The sequence below is a fragment of the Cellulophaga omnivescoria genome (assembly GCF_027915275.1).
Taxonomy (GTDB): Bacteria; Bacteroidota; Bacteroidia; order Flavobacteriales; family Flavobacteriaceae; genus Cellulophaga; species Cellulophaga omnivescoria.
In genome coordinates, this window is sequence record NZ_CP115819.1 from 2,810,952 (window position 1) to 2,830,085 (window position 19,134).

14 protein-coding genes are annotated in these 19,134 nt (G+C 32.2%); 6 read left to right on the forward strand and 8 right to left on the reverse strand.

All coding sequences use genetic code 11. The features are described 5' to 3' along the window. Positions 1 to 83: 83 nt before the first annotated feature. Genes PBN93_RS12455 through PBN93_RS12465 form a run of 3 tightly spaced genes read left to right on the forward strand, consistent with a single transcriptional unit; the run spans position 84 to position 2,813 of the window. Positions 84 to 1,241, forward strand: coding sequence for a cytochrome P450 (locus PBN93_RS12455; protein ID WP_271080784.1), 1,158 nt, complete (start codon positions 84 to 86; stop codon positions 1,239 to 1,241). Position 1,242: 1 nt separating this feature from the next. Then, complete coding sequence (locus PBN93_RS12460; protein ID WP_271080785.1) at positions 1,243 to 1,551, forward strand: 2Fe-2S iron-sulfur cluster-binding protein; 309 nt, start codon at positions 1,243 to 1,245, stop codon at positions 1,549 to 1,551. A 5-nt stretch (positions 1,552 to 1,556) separates the two neighbouring features. Next, complete coding sequence (locus tag PBN93_RS12465; RefSeq protein WP_271080786.1) at positions 1,557 to 2,813, forward strand: NAD(P)/FAD-dependent oxidoreductase; 1,257 nt, start codon at positions 1,557 to 1,559, stop codon at positions 2,811 to 2,813. Positions 2,814 to 2,823: 10 nt separating this feature from the next. Here the strand turns inward: PBN93_RS12465 and PBN93_RS12470 are convergent, their stop codons facing one another. The 5 genes from PBN93_RS12470 to PBN93_RS12490 all read right to left on the reverse strand — a co-directional run bounded on the left by PBN93_RS12470 (position 2,824) and on the right by PBN93_RS12490 (position 12,023). Continuing rightward, a complete protein-coding gene (locus tag PBN93_RS12470; RefSeq protein ID WP_271080787.1) occupies positions 2,824 to 3,648 on the reverse strand; it encodes a sugar phosphate isomerase/epimerase in 825 nt (274 codons plus the stop codon). A 91-nt stretch (positions 3,649 to 3,739) separates the two neighbouring features. Continuing rightward, positions 3,740 to 5,305, reverse strand: coding sequence for a hypothetical protein (locus PBN93_RS12475; protein WP_271080788.1), 1,566 nt, complete (start codon positions 5,303 to 5,305; stop codon positions 3,740 to 3,742). Between the two features lie 10 nt (positions 5,306 to 5,315). Then, complete coding sequence (locus tag PBN93_RS12480; RefSeq protein WP_271080789.1) at positions 5,316 to 7,046, reverse strand: RagB/SusD family nutrient uptake outer membrane protein; 1,731 nt, start codon at positions 7,044 to 7,046, stop codon at positions 5,316 to 5,318. A 20-nt stretch (positions 7,047 to 7,066) separates the two neighbouring features. Continuing rightward, complete coding sequence (locus PBN93_RS12485) at positions 7,067 to 10,150, reverse strand: SusC/RagA family TonB-linked outer membrane protein (RefSeq protein WP_271080790.1); 3,084 nt, start codon at positions 10,148 to 10,150, stop codon at positions 7,067 to 7,069. Positions 10,151 to 10,391: 241 nt separating this feature from the next. Continuing rightward, positions 10,392 to 12,023 (reverse strand): tetratricopeptide repeat protein, encoded by a 1,632-nt coding sequence (locus PBN93_RS12490; protein ID WP_077403143.1) that lies wholly within the window; start codon positions 12,021 to 12,023, stop codon positions 10,392 to 10,394. A gap of 458 nt (positions 12,024 to 12,481) precedes the next feature. On the opposite strand from PBN93_RS12490, the gene PBN93_RS12495 reads away from it, so the two are divergent. Next, positions 12,482 to 13,072, forward strand: coding sequence for a DUF6134 family protein (locus PBN93_RS12495; protein ID WP_077403146.1), 591 nt, complete (start codon positions 12,482 to 12,484; stop codon positions 13,070 to 13,072). 68 nt (positions 13,073 to 13,140) lie between these two features. Here PBN93_RS12495 and PBN93_RS12500 read toward each other — a convergent pair whose 3' ends face one another. Further along, positions 13,141 to 14,478 (reverse strand): MFS transporter, encoded by a 1,338-nt coding sequence (locus PBN93_RS12500; RefSeq protein WP_271080791.1) that lies wholly within the window; start codon positions 14,476 to 14,478, stop codon positions 13,141 to 13,143. Positions 14,479 to 14,887: 409 nt separating this feature from the next. On the opposite strand from PBN93_RS12500, the gene PBN93_RS12505 reads away from it, so the two are divergent. Beyond that, complete coding sequence (locus PBN93_RS12505; protein WP_271080792.1) at positions 14,888 to 15,976, forward strand: formylglycine-generating enzyme family protein; 1,089 nt, start codon at positions 14,888 to 14,890, stop codon at positions 15,974 to 15,976. Between the two features lie 111 nt (positions 15,977 to 16,087). Next, complete coding sequence (gene trxB, locus PBN93_RS12510) at positions 16,088 to 17,044, forward strand: thioredoxin-disulfide reductase (RefSeq protein ID WP_077403155.1); 957 nt, start codon at positions 16,088 to 16,090, stop codon at positions 17,042 to 17,044. Positions 17,045 to 17,055: 11 nt separating this feature from the next. Here trxB and PBN93_RS12515 read toward each other — a convergent pair whose 3' ends face one another. Continuing rightward, complete coding sequence (locus PBN93_RS12515; RefSeq protein WP_271080793.1) at positions 17,056 to 18,102, reverse strand: aminotransferase class I/II-fold pyridoxal phosphate-dependent enzyme; 1,047 nt, start codon at positions 18,100 to 18,102, stop codon at positions 17,056 to 17,058. Next, positions 18,102 to 19,112, reverse strand: a complete 1,011-nt coding sequence (locus PBN93_RS12520; RefSeq protein WP_271080794.1) for a dipeptide epimerase — start codon at positions 19,110 to 19,112, stop codon at positions 18,102 to 18,104. Before PBN93_RS12520 ends, PBN93_RS12515 begins: the two co-directional genes overlap by 1 nt. Positions 19,113 to 19,134 lie beyond the last annotated feature (22 nt).

Here is a 19,134-nt window from a genome sequence, read left to right on the forward strand (position 1 = left end):
GTTTATTTTTTTGATGAAATAGAGAATGGATTCATCTAACTAAAAACAGATATTTGTGTAGCTTAATAACTAAAATATTACGTATGGCTAAATGTAAATTTGCAGATGCTTTTAAGGAAGAAAGGGAAAAGTCTGGAATTGGAAAAATGGATGATCAAGGAGATCCGGTAGTAATGTTATTAAATCATAAAGATGTACGTAAGGCTGCTCATAATTACAAAGCATTTTCATCTGAAGCAGTTCCTGGCCGTATTGTTGTGCCGTCTGAGGTAAATATACGTACCACGCGCCAAATACCTTTTGAGGTAGACCCGCCAATGCATAAAGAATACAGGTCTTTATTAGAAGCTTGGTTTAAAAGGCCTTTGCAAGATACTTATAAAGAGGAATTAACTACTATAATTAGTACTGTTTTAGATGATGTCTTGTCTAAAGATAAAGTAGATGTAGTGTTAGATTTAGCACTAGTAATACAGTCTAGAGCGTTAACTCTTTTATTAAATGTTCCGTTTGATAAATCTGTAAAATGGATTTCTTGGGGAACTCACGTATTCAGAAGTGAGGGAGAAGCCTTAGATGGCGATAAAGCAGCTATTCTTTACAATTATATTGATGAAGAAATAGACAAAGCAATAGAAAACCCATCAGATGATTTATACAGTACTTTATTAGCTGCAGAAGTAGATGGCAAAAAGTTAACTAAAGAAGAAGTAAAAGGTGTTTTAATATTAACTTTTGCAGGCGGTAGAGATACTGTAATTAACGCTTTAACTAATATAATAAGCTACTTTTCTGCAAATAAAAAGGCTTTAGATTACATACGCTCTAAGCCAGAGATTATTAATACAGCTGTAGAAGAGTTTATAAGATATTTTTCTCCACTAACACATATGGGTCGTGTAGTAACAGAAGACACTACAGTTTGTGAACATGCTGTTAAAGCAGATAGTAGAATATCTTTATGTTGGGCATCTGCCAATAGAGATGAAAAGGTTTTTAAGAATGCTGATGAGGTAGTGTTAGACAGAAAAATTAATCCGCATGTGGGCTTTGGCTTTAGTCATCACAATTGTTTGGGAGCAACGCACGCCAGACAAATTATGAGAATTACATTAAAATTACTAGCAGAAAAAGTAAGTGATATTACTGTTTTAGATGCAGAAGAAAATATAGAAAATTTAGGAGAGTTTACCCGTAAAGTTGGTTACAATTCTTTAAAAGCAACATTTAAGAAAAGATAAGATGGCAAAAATTACATTTATAACAAGTAGTAATGAAAAAATAACTGTAGATGGTACAGAGGGTTCTGTTATGGAGTTGGCAGTAAATAATAATGTGGCCGGTATAGATGGTGATTGCGGCGGCGTATGCTCTTGTGCTACTTGTCACGTATTTGTGGCACCAGAAGACTTAGACAAGGTAGGTACAGCAAGTGAAATTGAAACAGATATGTTAGAGCTGGCAGATGATGCAAATGAATACAGTAGACTTTGTTGTCAAATTCCTGTAACAGATGCTATAAATAATGTTGTTTTTACTGTAGCTAAATAAATAGGATGTGTACTTCTAAAGATACTTGTGTAATTATAGGTGCAAGTCACGCTGGGGTAAACACAGCATTTAATTTGCGAAAAGAAAAATGGTTAGGAAAAATTATTTTAATTGATGCAGACCCAGAATTGCCGTATCATAGGCCACCTTTGTCTAAAACATACTTAACAGCAAACACGTCTAGCACAAACTTATTAAAACCTATAGAAAGTTATAAAAAAGATAATATAACCTTGTTGTTGGGTAAAAAAGTTACCCGTTTAGATGCTGTAAACAGGTGTTTGTTTTTAGATAATGAAACCAAAATAGATTATACAAAATTAGTACTTGCAACAGGAGCAAAACCTATTATACCTACTATAGAGGGCTTAAAAGAAACTGCCTCTTATTTTTGCTTGCGAACAGCAGCAGATATTGTTGCTATAAAAGATACTTACAACGCAAGCAAAACAAAAAAAGTAGTAATTATTGGTGGCGGTTATATTGGGTTAGAAACTGCTGCATCTTTAAAAAAGATAGGAGCAGAGGTAGTGGTTTTAGAACGTGAGTCTAGAATTTTAAAGCGTGTAGCTACAGCAGTAATATCAGATTTTTTTAGAGATTTACACACTCAAAATGGAGTTCAGATATTAGAAAATAAAGAGGTATGTAAAGTTGAAAATACTCTAGAAAACGGTGTTAAGGTAATTAAAGTTCACTGTACAGATGCATCATACTTTACAGCAGAAGTTCTTATTTTAGGAGTAGGTGTAGTGCCAAATACAAAACTTGCCAAGCAAGCGGGTTTAAAATTAAAAAATGGTATATCTGTAGCTAATACAGGAGAAACTAGCAATCTAAATATATATGCTGTTGGTGATTGTGCTTATCATTATAATTTGCATTATAAAACATATGTAAGATTAGAGTCTGTACAAAATGCGGTTGACCAGTCTAAAATTATAGCAGCTAATATTTGTGGTAATCCTTTAATGTATAATACTATTCCTTGGTTTTGGTCTGACCAATACAATGTAAAACTCCAAATAGTTGGCTTAGCAGAAAACTACACAGATTATATTGTTAGAGAAGAGCAAGATAAAGAAAATGTAATTTCTGTATGGTATTTTAATAATGATGAGTTGCTAGCTGTAAATGCTATAAACCATACAAAGGCATATGTTTTTGGAACAAAATTTATAAAAGAAAGCAAAAAAATAGCCAAAGAAAAATTAGCAGATACTGGTATTCCTTTATCAAAAGATATTGCTGTAGTTAACTAAGTTAAAAAGGTTATTTAACCACAAGGTTTTGCTGTTTTAAGTATTGCATCATTTTTACATTTAAATCCCACTGATTTACCAAATGTTTTGTAGTGTTAGGCTGATAAGGCATATATGGATAAGGGCCAAACTCTGGACAAATGTAAAAAGTATCTTTGCCAAGCGTTTGTGCATTGGTAATAACTTGTTGCCACCAGTTGGTAAAGGTTTTTAAAAATATATGGTTTTCTTTAGAAAACGGATAATTTACTTGAGACCTTTGTGTATCTGCAACTCTAGCGTGCAAATACTGGGTGTTATTTATTGCTTTTTTTAAAGATTGCATTTGGTCTTCTAGCAAGCTTTCAGATACTACAGTCCAATGAGAAAAATCTGCAGTAAGCTTTAAATTAGGAAATTTATCTATAAAATTTTCAGTTGTTTGTGCGCTGTAATTAAACCTACCTCTGTGCGTTTCATGGTAAACATTAATACCTGTTTTTTCTTCAAACTTAAAAACAGTTTCTAATACACGACAATTTTCTTCAAACTTAAAAAAATCCCTACCTGTATGCGAGTTAATAAAAATTGGGTTAAACTCTGCTAAGTTATACAAACGCTCTTCTAATCGTTTACTGTATTCAGTTACAGATTCTTTTAAAGGTTGTAACCATTGCTGACCAATAAGGTCTAGTTTAGAGTTGTTTAAAACAGATTTTAATTCGGTTTCAAAATTATTTTCTACAGGAATATTAACTTCTACAGCATTGTAACCAGCATTTGTAACTTTATGTATAAAATCCTTAGCTATTATACCCTCTTGGCCCCAAAATGGGCACACATATTTTAGTTTCATTTTAAAAAAGTATGAGTTATAAAAATACAAAACTTGCTCTTGTTTAACGTAATAAACAAGAGCAAGTTTTTAAAAAAACTGACAGTATTTTTTATGGTCTAAGAGAAGCTTCAGAAACGCTTAAATTATCCATATAAAAACTTATAATTTCTGCATTGTCTTGGTTATAACCTCTTATTTGAAAAGTTTTGTCTCCTGTAGTACTAAACTCAACAAAAGTAGAACTATACACCCATTTACCAACTGCAAAGTCTGAAGTAAATGTAGGGTTGCCACCAACGGCCCAGTCTGTGTCTGGAAACCAAAAGAAACGTAAATCAGGATCAAAACCAGCAGCATTATTATTGCCTAAACTAGTTACGTAAACCCATAGACCAATTTCATAAGTTTTACCTGCTTCTACAGGAAAGGTTATTTCGTCTCCAGAAGTTGTTTTGTGACCAATAATCATTCCGCCAGCAGCATCCATTTCTATATAAGCGCTTTTAGCGCCATCTAGTGCTTGGTCACTAGAAATTTCTAAGTTGTAAGCATCCCAAGGAGCACCCCAATTCATATATGGCCAGTTAGCTACTGTAGAATTTTCAAAACTATAATCATAATTAGATGCTTCTTTTAAAATATTTACCTTGTTAAAAACTAGCTGACTATCTGCAAAGGTTTCAGCTTCTACGCCATCTAAAGTTTTTAAACTTCCTTTGGTGTAGTTAACAGTAACAATATCATCATTATAGATAGTAGTGCCCTCCAATGAAATCAGTAAAATATTACCTTCATCGCTATCTATAGAAACCGAACCAATAGTAGTTGGTATAGCTACTTCATTGTTAGTTATTGTTACGCTAAAATCTGTAGCATTTATAGATGATGCATCCATTTCTCTGCTAAATTCAAGAGCAATAGCACCATTTTTATCTGTAACTTTTTCTAAGTCTACAGGGTCTGTAGAAGGTATTACTTTTATTAAGTTTTTAAAAGAAATTGTATCACCACCAAAAGGTCTTTGTCTTGTAGCAGCAAAGCTTAAATTGTATATACCTTGTCTTTTATATTTAACATTGACTTCTGCATCTGTACCATCAAAAGTTTCTGGGTCACCACCATCTATATTCCACATAAAGTTTTCTGGTTCACCATCTACTACATAAGAAAATTGCACAGATCTACTAGCAACAACCTCATTTTCTGCGTTTTCACTAATATCTAAGGCAGCACCTAAAGTACCATCAGGATTTATATGATTAGCTTTTATAGAAGCCTTTACGGGGTTTAAAACTGTTACTACAATAGTGGTATCTAACTCTTTACCTTTTAAACTTGTACCAACGTAAGCGTTGTTTTTAAATGTTTGATTAAGAGTAACGTTGTGTATACCTGCTTTATTAAAAACAGCTTTTACGTTTTGATCTTTAGATGTAGAAACATTAGCAACGCCTTTAGGAAAATTCCATTCTCTAGATACTACACCTGGTGATGCATCACCAAATGTAATACTGCCATTAATTTCTACTTTATTTTCAAAATCCATCTCAGAGGTGAAAATTACTCTATGACTAGGTTCTGTTAAATTTTCTGTATCATCTTCACTACAAGAAGCAACAAAGATTAAAGACATAAAAGCCAACCCTATTAATTTAGGTCTTAATATATGTTTCATGTTGTGTTATTTAGTCGTTAAAATTATCGTTTGTTTGTAATTCTTGCGCAGGAATAGGCAAGTAGTCATGTGTAGCAGAATCATAGTTATCTGTTGCTAAAAAGAAATCTGGTCTTACACGTTCTTTTATAAATAAAGGAGCAATACCGTTATCTTCTATTTCTAATTCTGCTAAGTGTTCTGTTCTCCATACTTCATCTGCTCTAAGCTCTGTAAATACTTCTTTAACAATACCCCACCTAACTAAATCTTTCCAACGGTGACCTTCATAACACAGCTCCAATGGCCTTTCTACTCTTTGTATGTGTGTCATTACTGTGTTAGCAGAAGCGGCAACCATTGGCTGTGAGCCATGCACTTGTTTACTAATATGTAATTGCGGGAACATACCTCCGTTTTCATCCATATATTGTTGTAGTGTTTTTACACCAGCTCTGCTTCTAACAAGGTCTATGTAAGTAATAGCGGTACTAAAATCGTTACTATTTTTAATTACAGCCTCTGCATACATTAAATATACATCTGCAAGTCTAATATGTCTAAAATTAATACCAGATCTACTTCTGCTATCTTCAGCTTTTAAACTATACCAATTGGTAAACTTTTTTATGTACGCACTTTGCCCAAAGGCCCAACCACCTTTTTCTCCTATTTCTAACCCATAATACAAACCTTCTCCATTAATAGGAACAATGCTAGAATTCATTCTTTTAGACCAAGTATTGCCATCATTTACAGGGTTTGTAGGGTCTACTTCATCATTTGTAAAAAGTTCATGTAAATAATAAGTAGGTAATAAAGTATTGTATGCTCCAAAGCTTAATTGACCCAATGCTGTAGCCATTGTAGATGCTTCTGCACCTGTAGTATTAGGGGTGTCATCTACATTACTACCAGGTACACCTGGGTTTAGATCTGCAGAGTAAGCAACTTCAAAAATAGACTCGCTATTAAATTCATTTTCATCTGTATAATTATCCATAATGTTAGGAGTTAATTGGTACAAATCAGAATCTATTACGTTTTTAAATTGTGTAACTGCATTTGGCCAATCTTCCGCAAATAAATATACTTTACCAAGTAGGGCAGTGGCAGCTCCCCAAGTTGCTCTACCAGTATCATCTGGACCCCAAGTGGTAGGTAAATTATTTTGTGCGTATATTAAATCTGGAATTATTACTGTAGAGTTCACGTCACTAATAGAAGATAAAGGTTTGTTTAATTCTTCATCTGTTTTAGGAATACCAGTATGTAAAATTGCACCACCATATGTATTAGCAACTTGAAAATAGAAAAATGCTCTTAAAAATCGTGCTTGTGCTTCAATTTCTGCTTTACCGTTTCCTATAAAGTTTGCATCGTCTGCTTGTGCTAAAAATTCTATTATTTGGTTGGTTCTAAATATACCAATGTATAATTCGTTCCACTTATCAGTTACGTAGTAAGTGGCGTCTGTATACGTTAAATTTCTAAACGCTGTTGGTCTGTACCAAGACTCCGAGCCAGCAATGTCTCCCAATGCCATTTCATATTGTAGTTCTCCGCCACTAATACTCTGAAACTGAAGTGTACCGTAAGCAGCAGTTAAACCACTATTAAATTGCTGTTGTGTTTCCCAAAAAGTTTCTGACGTAATAGCGTTTGGGTTTTCCTGGTCAAAAAACCTGTCTTCATTACAGCTAGTAAATATAAATATAGAAACTAGTGTTGCTATAGTTAAATGTATTTTTGATATTTTCATAATTGTAAATTAATCAGTTATTAAAAGTGCAATTGCACTCCAAGTAAAAATTGTCTTGCAACTGGGTAGTTACCTTTATCAATTCCTCTAGTAAATATACCGTCACCACCAACCTCAGGGTCATATCCTGTGTACTCTGTAAACGTAAATGGGTTAGTAGCAGAGATATAAACTCTAGCAGAGTTTAACCCAAGCTCTGGTATGTCTTTAAGTGTGTATCCTAGACTAATGTTTCTTATTCTAAAGTAAGAGCCATCTTCTAAAAAATAATCAGATCTAGACCTTACATTATTGTGTATAGCGTTTTGCCTATTTGTAGGTATGTCAGAATTAGGATTTTGTGGACTCCACATATAAAACTGCTCTAAATGTCTGCCTTGTGTGTATGCGTAATACCTGGCGCCATTATATATTTCGGCACCTTGTGAGTAGTAGGATTGAACGTAGAAATCAAAATTTTTATAATCTAAGTTTACACTTAAACCAGCTTCAAAATCTGCTTGTCCAGAGCCAGCATACACACGGTCGTTATCATCTATAACATTATTGCCATCTATATCTTTGTACATCATATCTCCTAGCTGAGCACTTTTGTTTATAACTTTGTAAGCATCTAACTGTTCTTGTGTTTTAATAACACCATCATGCTGTACTAAGAAAAAGGCGCCGGCCTCATAACCTTCTGCTAAAAAAGTAGTAAAATCTATATCATTTGCTAAAACGGTAGAAGGAGCTCCGTTACCATAGCCTCTTGTTGTACCATTAAGGCTAGTTACTTCATTATCATTTTTGGTAAACGTAGCACTAATAGTATAACCAAAATCTCCTTTTTTAGACCTGTTTTTAAAACTAGCAGCTAACTCTATACCTTTGTTAACCATATTACCAGCGTTAATAACTTTTGTATCGTACAAATTAGTGTTAGGGTGGTAAGTACCTGCAGATGCTGGTAAACGCTCTTCTAAAAGCATATCTTTTTTGTCGTTTTGATAGACGTCTGCAGTAATATTAAGCTTATTATCTAATAAAGTAAGGTCTATACCAATGTTTTTAGATATAGTAGTTTCCCATTTAATATTAGGATCTACAAATCTTCTTTGAGTTAGCCCAAAACTTAAAGACTCATTACTGCCAAAAGGGTAATTAACACCACTTTCTATGGCTGGTATGTAGGAGTAAGATGGTATGTTTTGATTTCCTAACTCTGCATAACTAAGCCTAAGTTTAAATTGGTTTACAAAAGATACATTTTGAAAAAAGTTTTCTTCATGAATGTTCCAGCCAGTAGAAAAACCAAAAAAGTCTCCATACCTATTTTTTTCAGAAAAACGAGAAGACCCGTCTCTTCTGTAACTAGCAGAAAACAAGTATTTTTCATCAAAATTATATTGTACTCTTCCTAATTTACCAGCTAATTTTCTTTCGTCTATGTATGATGTAGGAGCTATAGGGTCACTACCAGCACCTAAAGTTTTAGAGCTATTACCAGATTCTTCACTAAAGTTTACACCTAAACCTAATGTTTTAGATTTAAACTCTTCATAAGATAAAACAGCTAAAAAGTTTAAGTTATGTTTTCCAAAAGATTTTTTATAGGTAAACATATTTTCAATAACGTTTCTTTCTGTAGAAATATAGTTTTCTTCTAATTTTGCATTTTCTCTAGATGCGGTAGGGTTTAAACCATCTTTGTCATACACTAAATATTGTGGTTGAAAAAAAGATCGACTGTAATCATACGTATTTCTACCTAGGTTTATTTTATAGGTAAATCCATCAAAAAACTCATACTGCAAATTGGCAGCAATATTTACACTTGTAGTTTTACGGTCGTCTTCGTTATTTAGTTGTTGAGAAAGGTAGCTGTATAATATAGCGTTACGCACAGGTATTTCTACCCCATTACCACCAATACTGTTTAAGCCAGTTAAAGGTGGCTGCCAAGGTTTTTGAGCTATAGAATATTCATATAAACCCCATGGTTCTTGCTCTCTATTTTCATTTGTATAACCAATGGTTGCAAACGCTTTAAATTTGTTTTTTCTAAATTCACCTGTAAAACGAGTTGCTAGCCTGTCAAAACCAGAATTAACTAAAATACCGTCTTGATTAAAGTAATTTGTATTAAAGCTAAGTGTTAAGTTTTCACTACCACCAGAAACGCCTAAACTGTAGTTTCTTATTATAGCCCCATCATTTTGAACATCACCCACAAAATCTGAGTCATAATCTAATGCATCTGGATTAAAAAAGAAAATTAAAGGATCGCGCCCTAGTGCTTTAAGCATTACATCTTCTGCGTATATCTGCTGTTGCGTATTCATTAGTGGTGTACCAGATGTAATATCTTGTATACTAGTGTAAGTGTTAAAATCTACTTTTATACTACCAGACTTTCCTTTTTTTGTAGTAATTAAAATAACACCGTTAGATGCTCTTGTACCGTATATTGATGCTGCTGCACCATCTTTTAAAATATCTACAGAGGAAATGAGCTCTGGAGATATATTTGGGTTATCTTCATAAGGAATACCATCTACAACATATAAAGGTCCAAGGGCATTAGGACTAACAGAACCAAGCCCCCTAATTTGTACATTTGCAGCTTCACCAGGTCTACCACTACTTGCTTGTATGTTTACACCAGCAACTTGGCCTTGTAAAGCAGTACCAAGATCAGATGTAGCTGTTTTATCAATTACATCATTACTAACACTAACTACTGCTCCGGTTACTTCCTTTTTCTTTTGTGTACCATAACCAATTACTATAACTTCTTGCAATGCAGCAGCATCTGGCTCTAGCGTAATGTTAATATTTTTTTGGTCTGCTATTATTACCTCTTTAGTTTTATAACCAACATAGCTGTAAACAAGTGTGTTTCCTTTTTCTACTTTAATAGTGTAGTTACCATCAAAATCTGTATATGTGCCATTAATTGTTCCCTTAATTATTACATTTACGCCTCCAATAGGAAAACCCTCTGCAATAACGGTACCTTTAATTTCAGTAGTTTGTGCATACCCAAAGGTAAAACTGAAGAACAATGCCCAAACGAGTAATTTGGGTTTTAGTCTTCTTGTTAAATTAAGTTTAATTTTCATAAATAGTTTGTTTAAGTTAATTGATTACAAATGTTGTTTATATTAACCTATGTGTGTGGTATTTTAACTAGACTAGAACTAAACAAAACGGGGTAATAGTCAATTTTAACTAGACTTATTATGAACAATTTACATTTGTTTATAATTATTAAATGCTTAACATCAGTGTGTTATGTTTTTTATTTTGATGATTAAACTCTTAATTATCTGAACTTTTGATATTTGTTTTAACATACAGACTTTAAAACCTACTTATAAAATCTTCTAAGTTATCTTCTCTTTTTAAGCCTAATTTTTTCCTTAGCCTGTACCTAGATGTATGTACACTTTCTACAGATATGCCTAATAGTTTAGACATATCTTTACTTGGGAAATTTAACCGCACTAAAGCGCATATTTTTTGATCTGTTTGACTAAGTTTTGGGTATTTATTTCTTAAATTTTCGTAAAAACTCTGATTAATTGTTGTAAAACGAGCTTCAAACTCTGTCCAGTTTTTGCTGGGTGTGCCCTGAAAAGTTTTAAGAGCTCTTAAAATTACTTTCTTGTTTACGTTGTCTCCTGCAGTCTCAATTTTTTTATGTAATCCTGCTATAAATTCATCTTTTTCTATTAAACGTAATGCAGCTTGGGTAAGTTCTTTATTTTTAAGCTCTAAGACCTCATTAGTTTTTTGGGTTTTTAGCTTTTGCTTTTCTGCAATAATTTGTTTTTCGTTTTTGTGCTTGTTTTTAATTTGCTTAACCAAAACAAAACCGTAAAACAGTAATGAAATAATGAGTATTATTAATATTATAGATTTTAAAAGCCAAATTTTATCTTCTTGTTCATAGTTTGCAATTAACTGTTCTTGCAAAGCATCTTCTTGTTTTTCTTTTTCTAATCTATAATTATCTTTAATCTCTAATAGATGTTTGCTGTTCTCACTAGTAATACCAAAAATTTTATTATTTAATGTATTCTCTTTATTTAGGTAGTAGTAAGCTTCTTTGTAATTTTTTAATCCTACATATATATCTTTAAGTCCTTCATAGTTTTTTAGCTTGTAGTTTAAGTGACTTTTGTTGTTTTCAGAAAGTTGTATAGATATTTTATAGTTTGCGATACTTTTATCGTATTCTTTCTTCATTTTATAAACATCTGCAGTAAGACTGTGTATTACACTTAAGTAAGTTTTGTCTTTGTTTTTAAAATGTTCTTTACACTGGTTTAGTTTGTCTATAGCAATATTATAATTGCCACTAACAGCATCTAAATAGGCTTCCTCCGCAATTATGTAATAACTAACAATTCTTGGTTTTAATTTAGATTGATATAACTTGCAGGAATCTAAAAACTGAGCAGCTTTTTTATAATCTTTATTACCTCTGTGTAAGTTTACAATAGAAAAATAATCACTAGCTATAAAGTGGGCATTAGATTCGTTTTTTGTAAATTGTTTTTTTCTTAGTTTTATACTTTTATTAAAGTACTCTAAAGCTTTATCGTCTCGTTTATAAAAACTATAAAGCCAGCCTATTTCTTGGTAAATATCTGCTATTAATTTGTTGTTTTTAATTTTATCGGCAAGCAATAAAGCCTTCCAATACCCATCATAAGACTTACTGTAATTTAAATTGTGAGAGTATAAAATTGATACTTCATTTAAAGTTTGAATAGCAGAAATGGTGTCTTTGCTTTTAAGATCTATTTCTATTTTTTTATTAAAATAGAAAGCAGAGCTGTCAGGATTTTTATGAGCTAATTCTCTTGCTATTTTTAAATAATCATTACTTTGTCTATTGTCTTGGCAATATGTTTTTGTGGTGTTCAATAAAACTAGTCCTAAAATTGCTAGTTTAATTCCTTGTTTTAGTTTAAGTATTGTAAACATTGTAAAATGTGAATTTGCTATTTTAAGTAACTAATTTTAATTTTTTACTATTTATTAATGTTGTAAAATGAATAATTAAAAAAGTTTATAGCGTATTATTTTAATTTTAGTTTGGTGATAAAAAGCTGGTTGGTTTGGTTATTTGTAAAAATTACAGGAAATAAAAGTAATTAAAAATAAAACTAAGTCTAGTTGTATTTTGTTGCTATTATGTGTTTGTCTAGTTTTTGTCTAGTTGTTTTTGTTAGTTTTTGGTGCTTGTTTTTTTTAGGTTGAGTTATTTTAAGAGCAAAGGAGTAGTTTTTAATTGTAGTTGTATATACAAAGGTTATAATTATGTTACCCAGGTTTTATAAGTAACAATTTTAGTTCTTTACTGTATAAAAAGAATAAGGTTACTAATAAGTGACTACTTTATTTTAATATATTTATATGGCATATATTAATTTTTAGATATAATGATAAAAAACATAGTATTACTAGTGTTTTTAGGCACGTTAATTGCAAAAAATAATACTGTTGAAACGGTTTTACATTTTAATATACTTCATAAAAATAAAATTGTAGGAAGTTTAGTAACAACAAAAACAATAGATGATAACGTTATAAATTACCATAGTTTTACAAACATACAAGCTAAAATTATAACAACTATAAATGTAAAATATACGTATAACGTAGCTTTTAAAAATAAGGAACTAAACAAGGCAGATGTTAGTATTATGCTAAATAATAAAGTTTATGCAGAAACAAATACAGAACGTAATAACAAAGAGTATAAGATAACCAAAAACAAAAAGATTAGCACATTTAATGAGCCTATAACATTTACTACTGTACAATTATATTTTACGGAGCCTTTGCATATAACAACGTGTTACTCTGAGCAAGATGCAGTTATGAATACTTTAGTTTATTTAGGAAATCATAAATACAAAAAAGTAAACGCCAAGGGCAACGAGAATATTTATACCTATAAAAATGGTGTTTTATATGAGGCGAGTATAGATGGTGGGCTCATCAATTTTACAATGAAAATTAAAGACTAATATATATGCATTAAAAAAGCTCCTTTGTAACAAAGGAGCTTTTTTAATTTTATACGGTTATAACATCTTTAATTTTCTTCTTTAGTGCTTTTCATCCAAAAATATAAAATAGTAAATAGCACAATTAATATAGCAGGAAAAAGTACCATGGTACCTAAAGTTTCTTGTCCTGACTCTAAAATTACGTTGTTTATTGATGATTCTAAATTGCTTTCGCTTACATTAATTAATGAAGCTGCTTCACTTAGGTTTTCGTTACTTTCAAAAATATTTTTAGCCTCATTAAATGTTTTTCCAGAAACATTAAGTGCAGAATTTGCTATTTTATCAACATCAGAATCAATCCAACCACCTATTATTGGCTGGAAAATAGAAGAAGAAAACATTCCTATTGCACCAATAATAGACATACCTAAAGCACCCGTTTTTGGAGTTTTGGTAGCGGTTAATCCAATCATATTAGGCCAAAAATAAGCAACGCCAAGAGCAAAAAATATAGCGGCTACGTAAGCCATAGCTCCTGTTTGTGTACTAAACAAATAAATACCTAAAGTTGCAAGTATGGCAGATCCTAAAAGAACACCTGTTTGGTTAAACTTAGCTACCATATTTCCTCCAAAAAATCTAGCAACGGCCATTAATCCGGCTGTTAATGCTAAAATAAGTGTTGGCTCTGCGCCACTTTTAGAAAGTATTAAACCAACCCACTGGTTTGGACCAAATTCAGATATAGCGGTTAATGCCATACATATTCCTATAAATAAAAATAAAGGAGTAAACATACCTTTTAAATTTCCGCTAATAGTTGCTGCTTCTTCAATCTTAGCTTTTGGCCAAGTTTGTCCATAAAATAAGTAAGCATAAATTATAGCTGGTATTAATAATAACCACACTTGGCTTTGCCCGGTAATATCAAAATCTGTCATAAAGCCCGAAAGCAAACTACCAATGGCTATTCCGCCAGGAAACCACATATGAAAACGGTTAAGCATTGTGCTCATTCTATTTCCTTTGTATGCATCTGCAATCATAGGGTTGCAAGCTGCTTCAGTACATCCATTACCAAGACCAATTAGCAAGTTGGCAATTAAAAGACCTATGTAATTGCCAGAAAATATTAAAAGCAAAATACCAATTGCATGTGCAAAAAAAGCAAATTGCATTATAATTTTTCCGCCTACTTTGTGGTAAATTAAACCACCAATAACCATAGATATTGGAAAGCCTAAAAACCACATAGAGGTAATTAATCCGGCTTGACTAGCACTTAATGCTAGCTCTGTTTTTAGTTGATCTAAAATACCTGCCGCTATGGCAAATGAGAATGCCGTTGTAATTAAAGCAAAGCAACTACCGTAAAATAGTCTTTTAGCGTTAGTTCCTGTTTCCACATTTGTGTTTTCCATAAGTTAGTTTGTTTTGTTTGGTAAAATTGAGTTTTAGTAAATTTTTTGTATTTAATATAAAAATCACACTTTCTATTTTCACATTAAAGTTAATTTTAAATGTAATAAAGTTTTATCACCTAATACAAATTTAACACTATTGACTAGGTTAATTTTTTGTTATTTGTTTTTTTGATAGGTGTTTTTTATTAATTTGATAATTTTTAATCCATTTTTAACTCTAGCCGTGTCTAAGTTTTTTAGTTGTAAAAACAGTTTTAAAACAAAGAAAGACGTTAATATTACGCAGAAATACATTCAGTTTTTTTTAGATCTATATATTTGTTAGCATATTTACTGCTTATCAAATTAAATTATGAAACTCAAAAAACGAAATCTAAATTACCTTGTTTTGTGCATAATAGTATTAATGTGTATACAATGTAAAGATGCGCCAAAGGAAAATAAAGCTACACAAGAAAGCCCAAAAGTTACTGTTAAAGTAAATACTAAAAAAGATACAACATTTACGTTATTAGTAAAAAAACCTGAAGATGTAAAAGTACCAGATGGTATGGTGTGGATTCCTGGTGGAGAGTTTATACAGGGTGCAGTGCCACATGATAAAATGGCAATGCAACATGAGAAACCTGCACATAAGGTAGCTGTAGATGGTTTTTTTATGGATATAACAGAGGTTACAAACGCACAGTTTGCCAAATTTGTAAAAGAAACAGGTTATGTAACCGTAGCAGAAAGAGCAATAGATTGGGAAGAAATGAAAAAGCAAGTACCAGAAGGTACTCCTAAACCTCATGATTCTATTTTGCAACCAGGCTCATTAACATTTAAAAAAACAAAAACATCTGTACCAAATTTATTTGATTTTTCTCAGTGGTGGCATTGGACAATTGGAGCCAATTGGAAACATCCAAATGGACCATCTAGCTCTATACAAGGATTAGACAACCACCCAGTTGTGCAAATTTGTTATGAAGATGCAATGGCTTATTGCAGCTGGGCAAATAGAAGGTTACCTACAGAGGCAGAATGGGAATATGCTGCAAATGGAGGAAAAACGGGTACAATATTTTTTTGGGGAGATGATATGTCAGTTTTATCTAAAAATGCCAATAGTTGGGAGGGAGAATTTCCTGTAAACAATAGTAAAAAAGATGGTTATGAGAAAAGAGCTCCAGTTAAAAGCTACCAACCAAATGGTTTTGGTTTATATGATATGGCAGGTAATGTTTGGGAATGGACGAGTGACTGGTATAATGTAAATTATTATAAAGAGTTAGCTGCAACCACTACCAAAAAAAATCCGCTTGGTGCAACAGATGCATACAACCCTCAAAATCTTTATATAAAAGAAAAGGTAATAAAAGGAGGGTCATTTTTATGTAGTGACAGTTATTGTGCTAGTTATAGAATATCTGCTCGTATGGGATCTAGTGTTGACTCTTCTGCAGAACATACAGGATTTAGAACAGTTGCTACTGTAAAAATGTTAAAATAAACTCAAATTATATATGACTATGACTGTATTGTAACAATTTATGACAATAAGCTTTTCAGTTTGTATAAAAAAATTACATTTGTGTTCTAAACTAAACTTTGAACTAATATTATGTCAGATACAATTGAGAGAATTAAATGTCTTATTATAGGCTCTGGACCAGCAGGATACACTGCGGCAATTTATGCTTCTAGAGCAGATTTAAAACCAGTAATGTACACAGGTATGGAACCGGGCGGACAATTAACAACTACAACAGAAGTAGACAATTTTCCAGGGTATCCAGAAGGTATAGATGGGCCAACAATGATGACGCAATTGCAAGCGCAAGCAGAACGTTTTGGTACTGAAGTAAGGATTGGTATGGTTACAGCAGTAGAATTTAATGAAACTGTTGGAGGCGTACATAAAATAACTGTAGATAATTCTAAAATTATAGAGGCAGAAACAGTAATTATATCTACAGGAGCTACAGCTAAATATTTAGGATTAGAGAGTGAGCAACGTTTACGTGGAGGTGGTGTGTCTGCTTGTGCTGTATGTGATGGTTTCTTTTACAAAGGTCAAGATGTAGCTATTGTTGGTGCTGGTGACACAGCAGCAGAAGAAGCATCATACTTAGCAAATATTTGTAACAATGTTACTATGCTTGTTCGTAGAGATGAAATGAGAGCATCTAAAGCAATGCAGCATAGAGTTAATAGTATTTCTAATATTACTGTAAAATATAATACTGAAGTAGACGAAGTATTAGGAGAGCAGGTAGTTGAGGGCTTACGTATGGTAAATAACCAAACTCAAGAAAAAGAAGAAATAGCGATAACAGGACTTTTTATAGCTATTGGCCATAAGCCAAACACAGACATATTTAAAGGACAATTAGATATGGATGAAACTGGTTATTTAATAACTGAAGGTAAATCTACCAAAACAAATATGCCTGGTGTATTTGCTAGTGGAGATGTACAGGATAAAGAATACAGACAAGCTGTTACTGCTGCTGGTACGGGTTGTATGGCTGCATTAGATGCAGAACGTTATTTAGCTAGTATAGAAGAAATAGCTTAATTTGTTATTTTTTAAGCAAACTGAAGGGTATTTATAAGTGTAACAAGCTTATGAATATCCTTTTTTTTATGGTGCGCACTTAGTACAATTCTACTCATTGTTGGCGATTCTTTGTCTGGATAATTAAAACTAGTGACTATTATATTGTGTTTTTCCAAATATGCGGTTATTTTTTGGTCACTATATGTAAATGCTGAGTGGTTAGGCATTATGGTAAATTGTTCTGTATTGTTTAGGCCATCTAAAAAAGACTGAATATTTTGCTGTAACTTTTGCTGTCTCTTTTTATAGAGACTTTCTGCAGTTATTATTGTAGCTATATTTGCAGGTGTAGCCGGACTAGCACCGCCAAAAAAAGCAGTGTCTTTTATTTCTTCTATTCTTATTTTTTTTCCAAAAATAGCACCAGCTTGTATGGCAAATCCTTTACTTAAAGAGCTACACACTATAAGTTCTTTGGGGTTTAGTTTCTGTAATAAAGTATAACAGCCAGCACCATTGTTGAGTGGTAGGCCTAGTGTATGTGAGTCGTCTGCTACTACAATTAATTTATTTAAAGGTAATTGTTGTAGTCCATTAAAGTCGGGGTAATTTAATCCGTAAAAATCCAGACTATCTAAAAAAACTACGGGAGTAGTTTTAGCTTTTTTAATATGGTTTTCTACATCAGTAACTAAGTCACTATAATTTGCATAATTGCTAGAGTTGTTTTGATGTAGAGCAGAGTGAGAATTAGGAGCATAAAATAAAGTGTAACCTTTAGATGTAAAATAATTACATACTAACTGCCCTGCTAAATAGCCAGAAGAAACAGTTACACAAGCTTCACTTTGTACAAGTTTTGCAAGATAATTTTCTGTTTTTTTATAGATATCAACTTTAATATTAGATTTTCTAGAGGCTCCATAGTTGGTACCATACTTTTTAATGTTTTTTAAGTATGTTTTTAAAAACTTTTTATGCTTTTGAAGCCCTAAATAAGCAGTTCCGCCAAAATATAGTTTTTTAGAACCATCTACATTAATTTTTCTACCAGGAAATGTAGTAACGTATGTCATTATAATAATGTAATACCAGAACCTCCTGTATTAGGAAAAATTAAGTTTCCGTTTGGTTCTATTTCTATTCCTTTTGCAATGTCTTTGCTTAATAGCATTGCACCATCCATATCTACATAGTCTAATTGTGGTGCTAACTGTGCTATTGCAGATATTCCTACAGAGGACTCTGTCATACATCCAACCATAACTTTTAGGCCTAGTTCTTTTCCTTTTTTTATCATTCTAAGCGCTGGTGTTAAACCTCCGCACTTGGTTAATTTAATATTTATTCCGTTAAAATGGTAACCACATTTCTCTACGTCAGATTCTACAATACAGCTTTCGTCAGCAATAACGGGCAATACACTAGCGTGCATTACTTGTTCCATACCTGTCCAATCATCTGCTTTTAAGGGTTGTTCTAAAAACTCTACACCTAATTTTTTAAGTTCTGGTGCGTAGTTAATGGTTTCTTCTGCTGTCCAAGCACAATTTGCATCTATCCTAAAAATAGCATCAGAGTATTTTCTTAGCTCTTTTACAATGGCAACATCTTGGTCTGTGCCTAGTTTTATTTTGTAAATAGGCCAAGGCTGTTCTTTCATTTTTGTAACCATATTATCTATACTATCTATACCAATAGTAAAATTTGTAATAGGGTAGGAGCTATTATCTGTGTCCCATATTTTATACAGAGGTTTATTTAAAATTTTACCATATAAATCATAGGCAGCTAAATCTAGTGCACAAATTGCAAAGTTGCTTAAGTTTTTTTTATTTAAAAATTGATTAAAATCTTCAGGCGTGGTAAACGCATAGTTTTCAATTTCTGTTCGTATGCTTTCAATTTCTTGTTGCATACTCTCAAAAGTAATTTTGTAGTATGGGTTTGCTGTAGCTTCACCATAACCAACTTTATCATGTAAACCAAGACTTACCACCATACTGTCCTGAAAATTATGAGACTCTCTAGAAATACTAAATGTATGTTTTAGGGGAAGAACATACTTTGTTAAGGTTAAATTCATATCAATATTTAAATTTATACTA

Bases quoted from the DNA above. Each gene is read 5' to 3' on its own strand.
- PBN93_RS12455 (WP_271080784.1), top strand. From the start codon at position 84: ATGGCTAAATGTAAATTTGCAGATGCTTTTAAGGAAGAAAGGGAAAAG.
- PBN93_RS12460 (WP_271080785.1), top strand. From the start codon at position 1,243: ATGGCAAAAATTACATTTATAACAAGTAGTAATGAAAAAATAACTGTA.
- PBN93_RS12465 (WP_271080786.1), top strand. From the start codon at position 1,557: ATGTGTACTTCTAAAGATACTTGTGTAATTATAGGTGCAAGTCACGCT.
- PBN93_RS12470 (WP_271080787.1), bottom strand. From the start codon at position 3,648: ATGAAACTAAAATATGTGTGCCCATTTTGGGGCCAAGAGGGTATAATA.
- PBN93_RS12475 (WP_271080788.1), bottom strand. From the start codon at position 5,305: ATGAAACATATATTAAGACCTAAATTAATAGGGTTGGCTTTTATGTCT.
- PBN93_RS12480 (WP_271080789.1), bottom strand. From the start codon at position 7,046: ATGAAAATATCAAAAATACATTTAACTATAGCAACACTAGTTTCTATA.
- PBN93_RS12485 (WP_271080790.1), bottom strand. From the start codon at position 10,150: ATGAAAATTAAACTTAATTTAACAAGAAGACTAAAACCCAAATTACTC.
- PBN93_RS12490 (WP_077403143.1), bottom strand. From the start codon at position 12,023: ATGTTTACAATACTTAAACTAAAACAAGGAATTAAACTAGCAATTTTA.
- PBN93_RS12495 (WP_077403146.1), top strand. From the start codon at position 12,482: ATGATAAAAAACATAGTATTACTAGTGTTTTTAGGCACGTTAATTGCA.
- PBN93_RS12500 (WP_271080791.1), bottom strand. From the start codon at position 14,478: ATGGAAAACACAAATGTGGAAACAGGAACTAACGCTAAAAGACTATTT.
- PBN93_RS12505 (WP_271080792.1), top strand. From the start codon at position 14,888: ATGTGTATACAATGTAAAGATGCGCCAAAGGAAAATAAAGCTACACAA.
- trxB (WP_077403155.1), top strand. From the start codon at position 16,088: ATGTCAGATACAATTGAGAGAATTAAATGTCTTATTATAGGCTCTGGA.
- PBN93_RS12515 (WP_271080793.1), bottom strand. From the start codon at position 18,102: ATGACATACGTTACTACATTTCCTGGTAGAAAAATTAATGTAGATGGT.
- PBN93_RS12520 (WP_271080794.1), bottom strand. From the start codon at position 19,112: ATGAATTTAACCTTAACAAAGTATGTTCTTCCCCTAAAACATACATTT.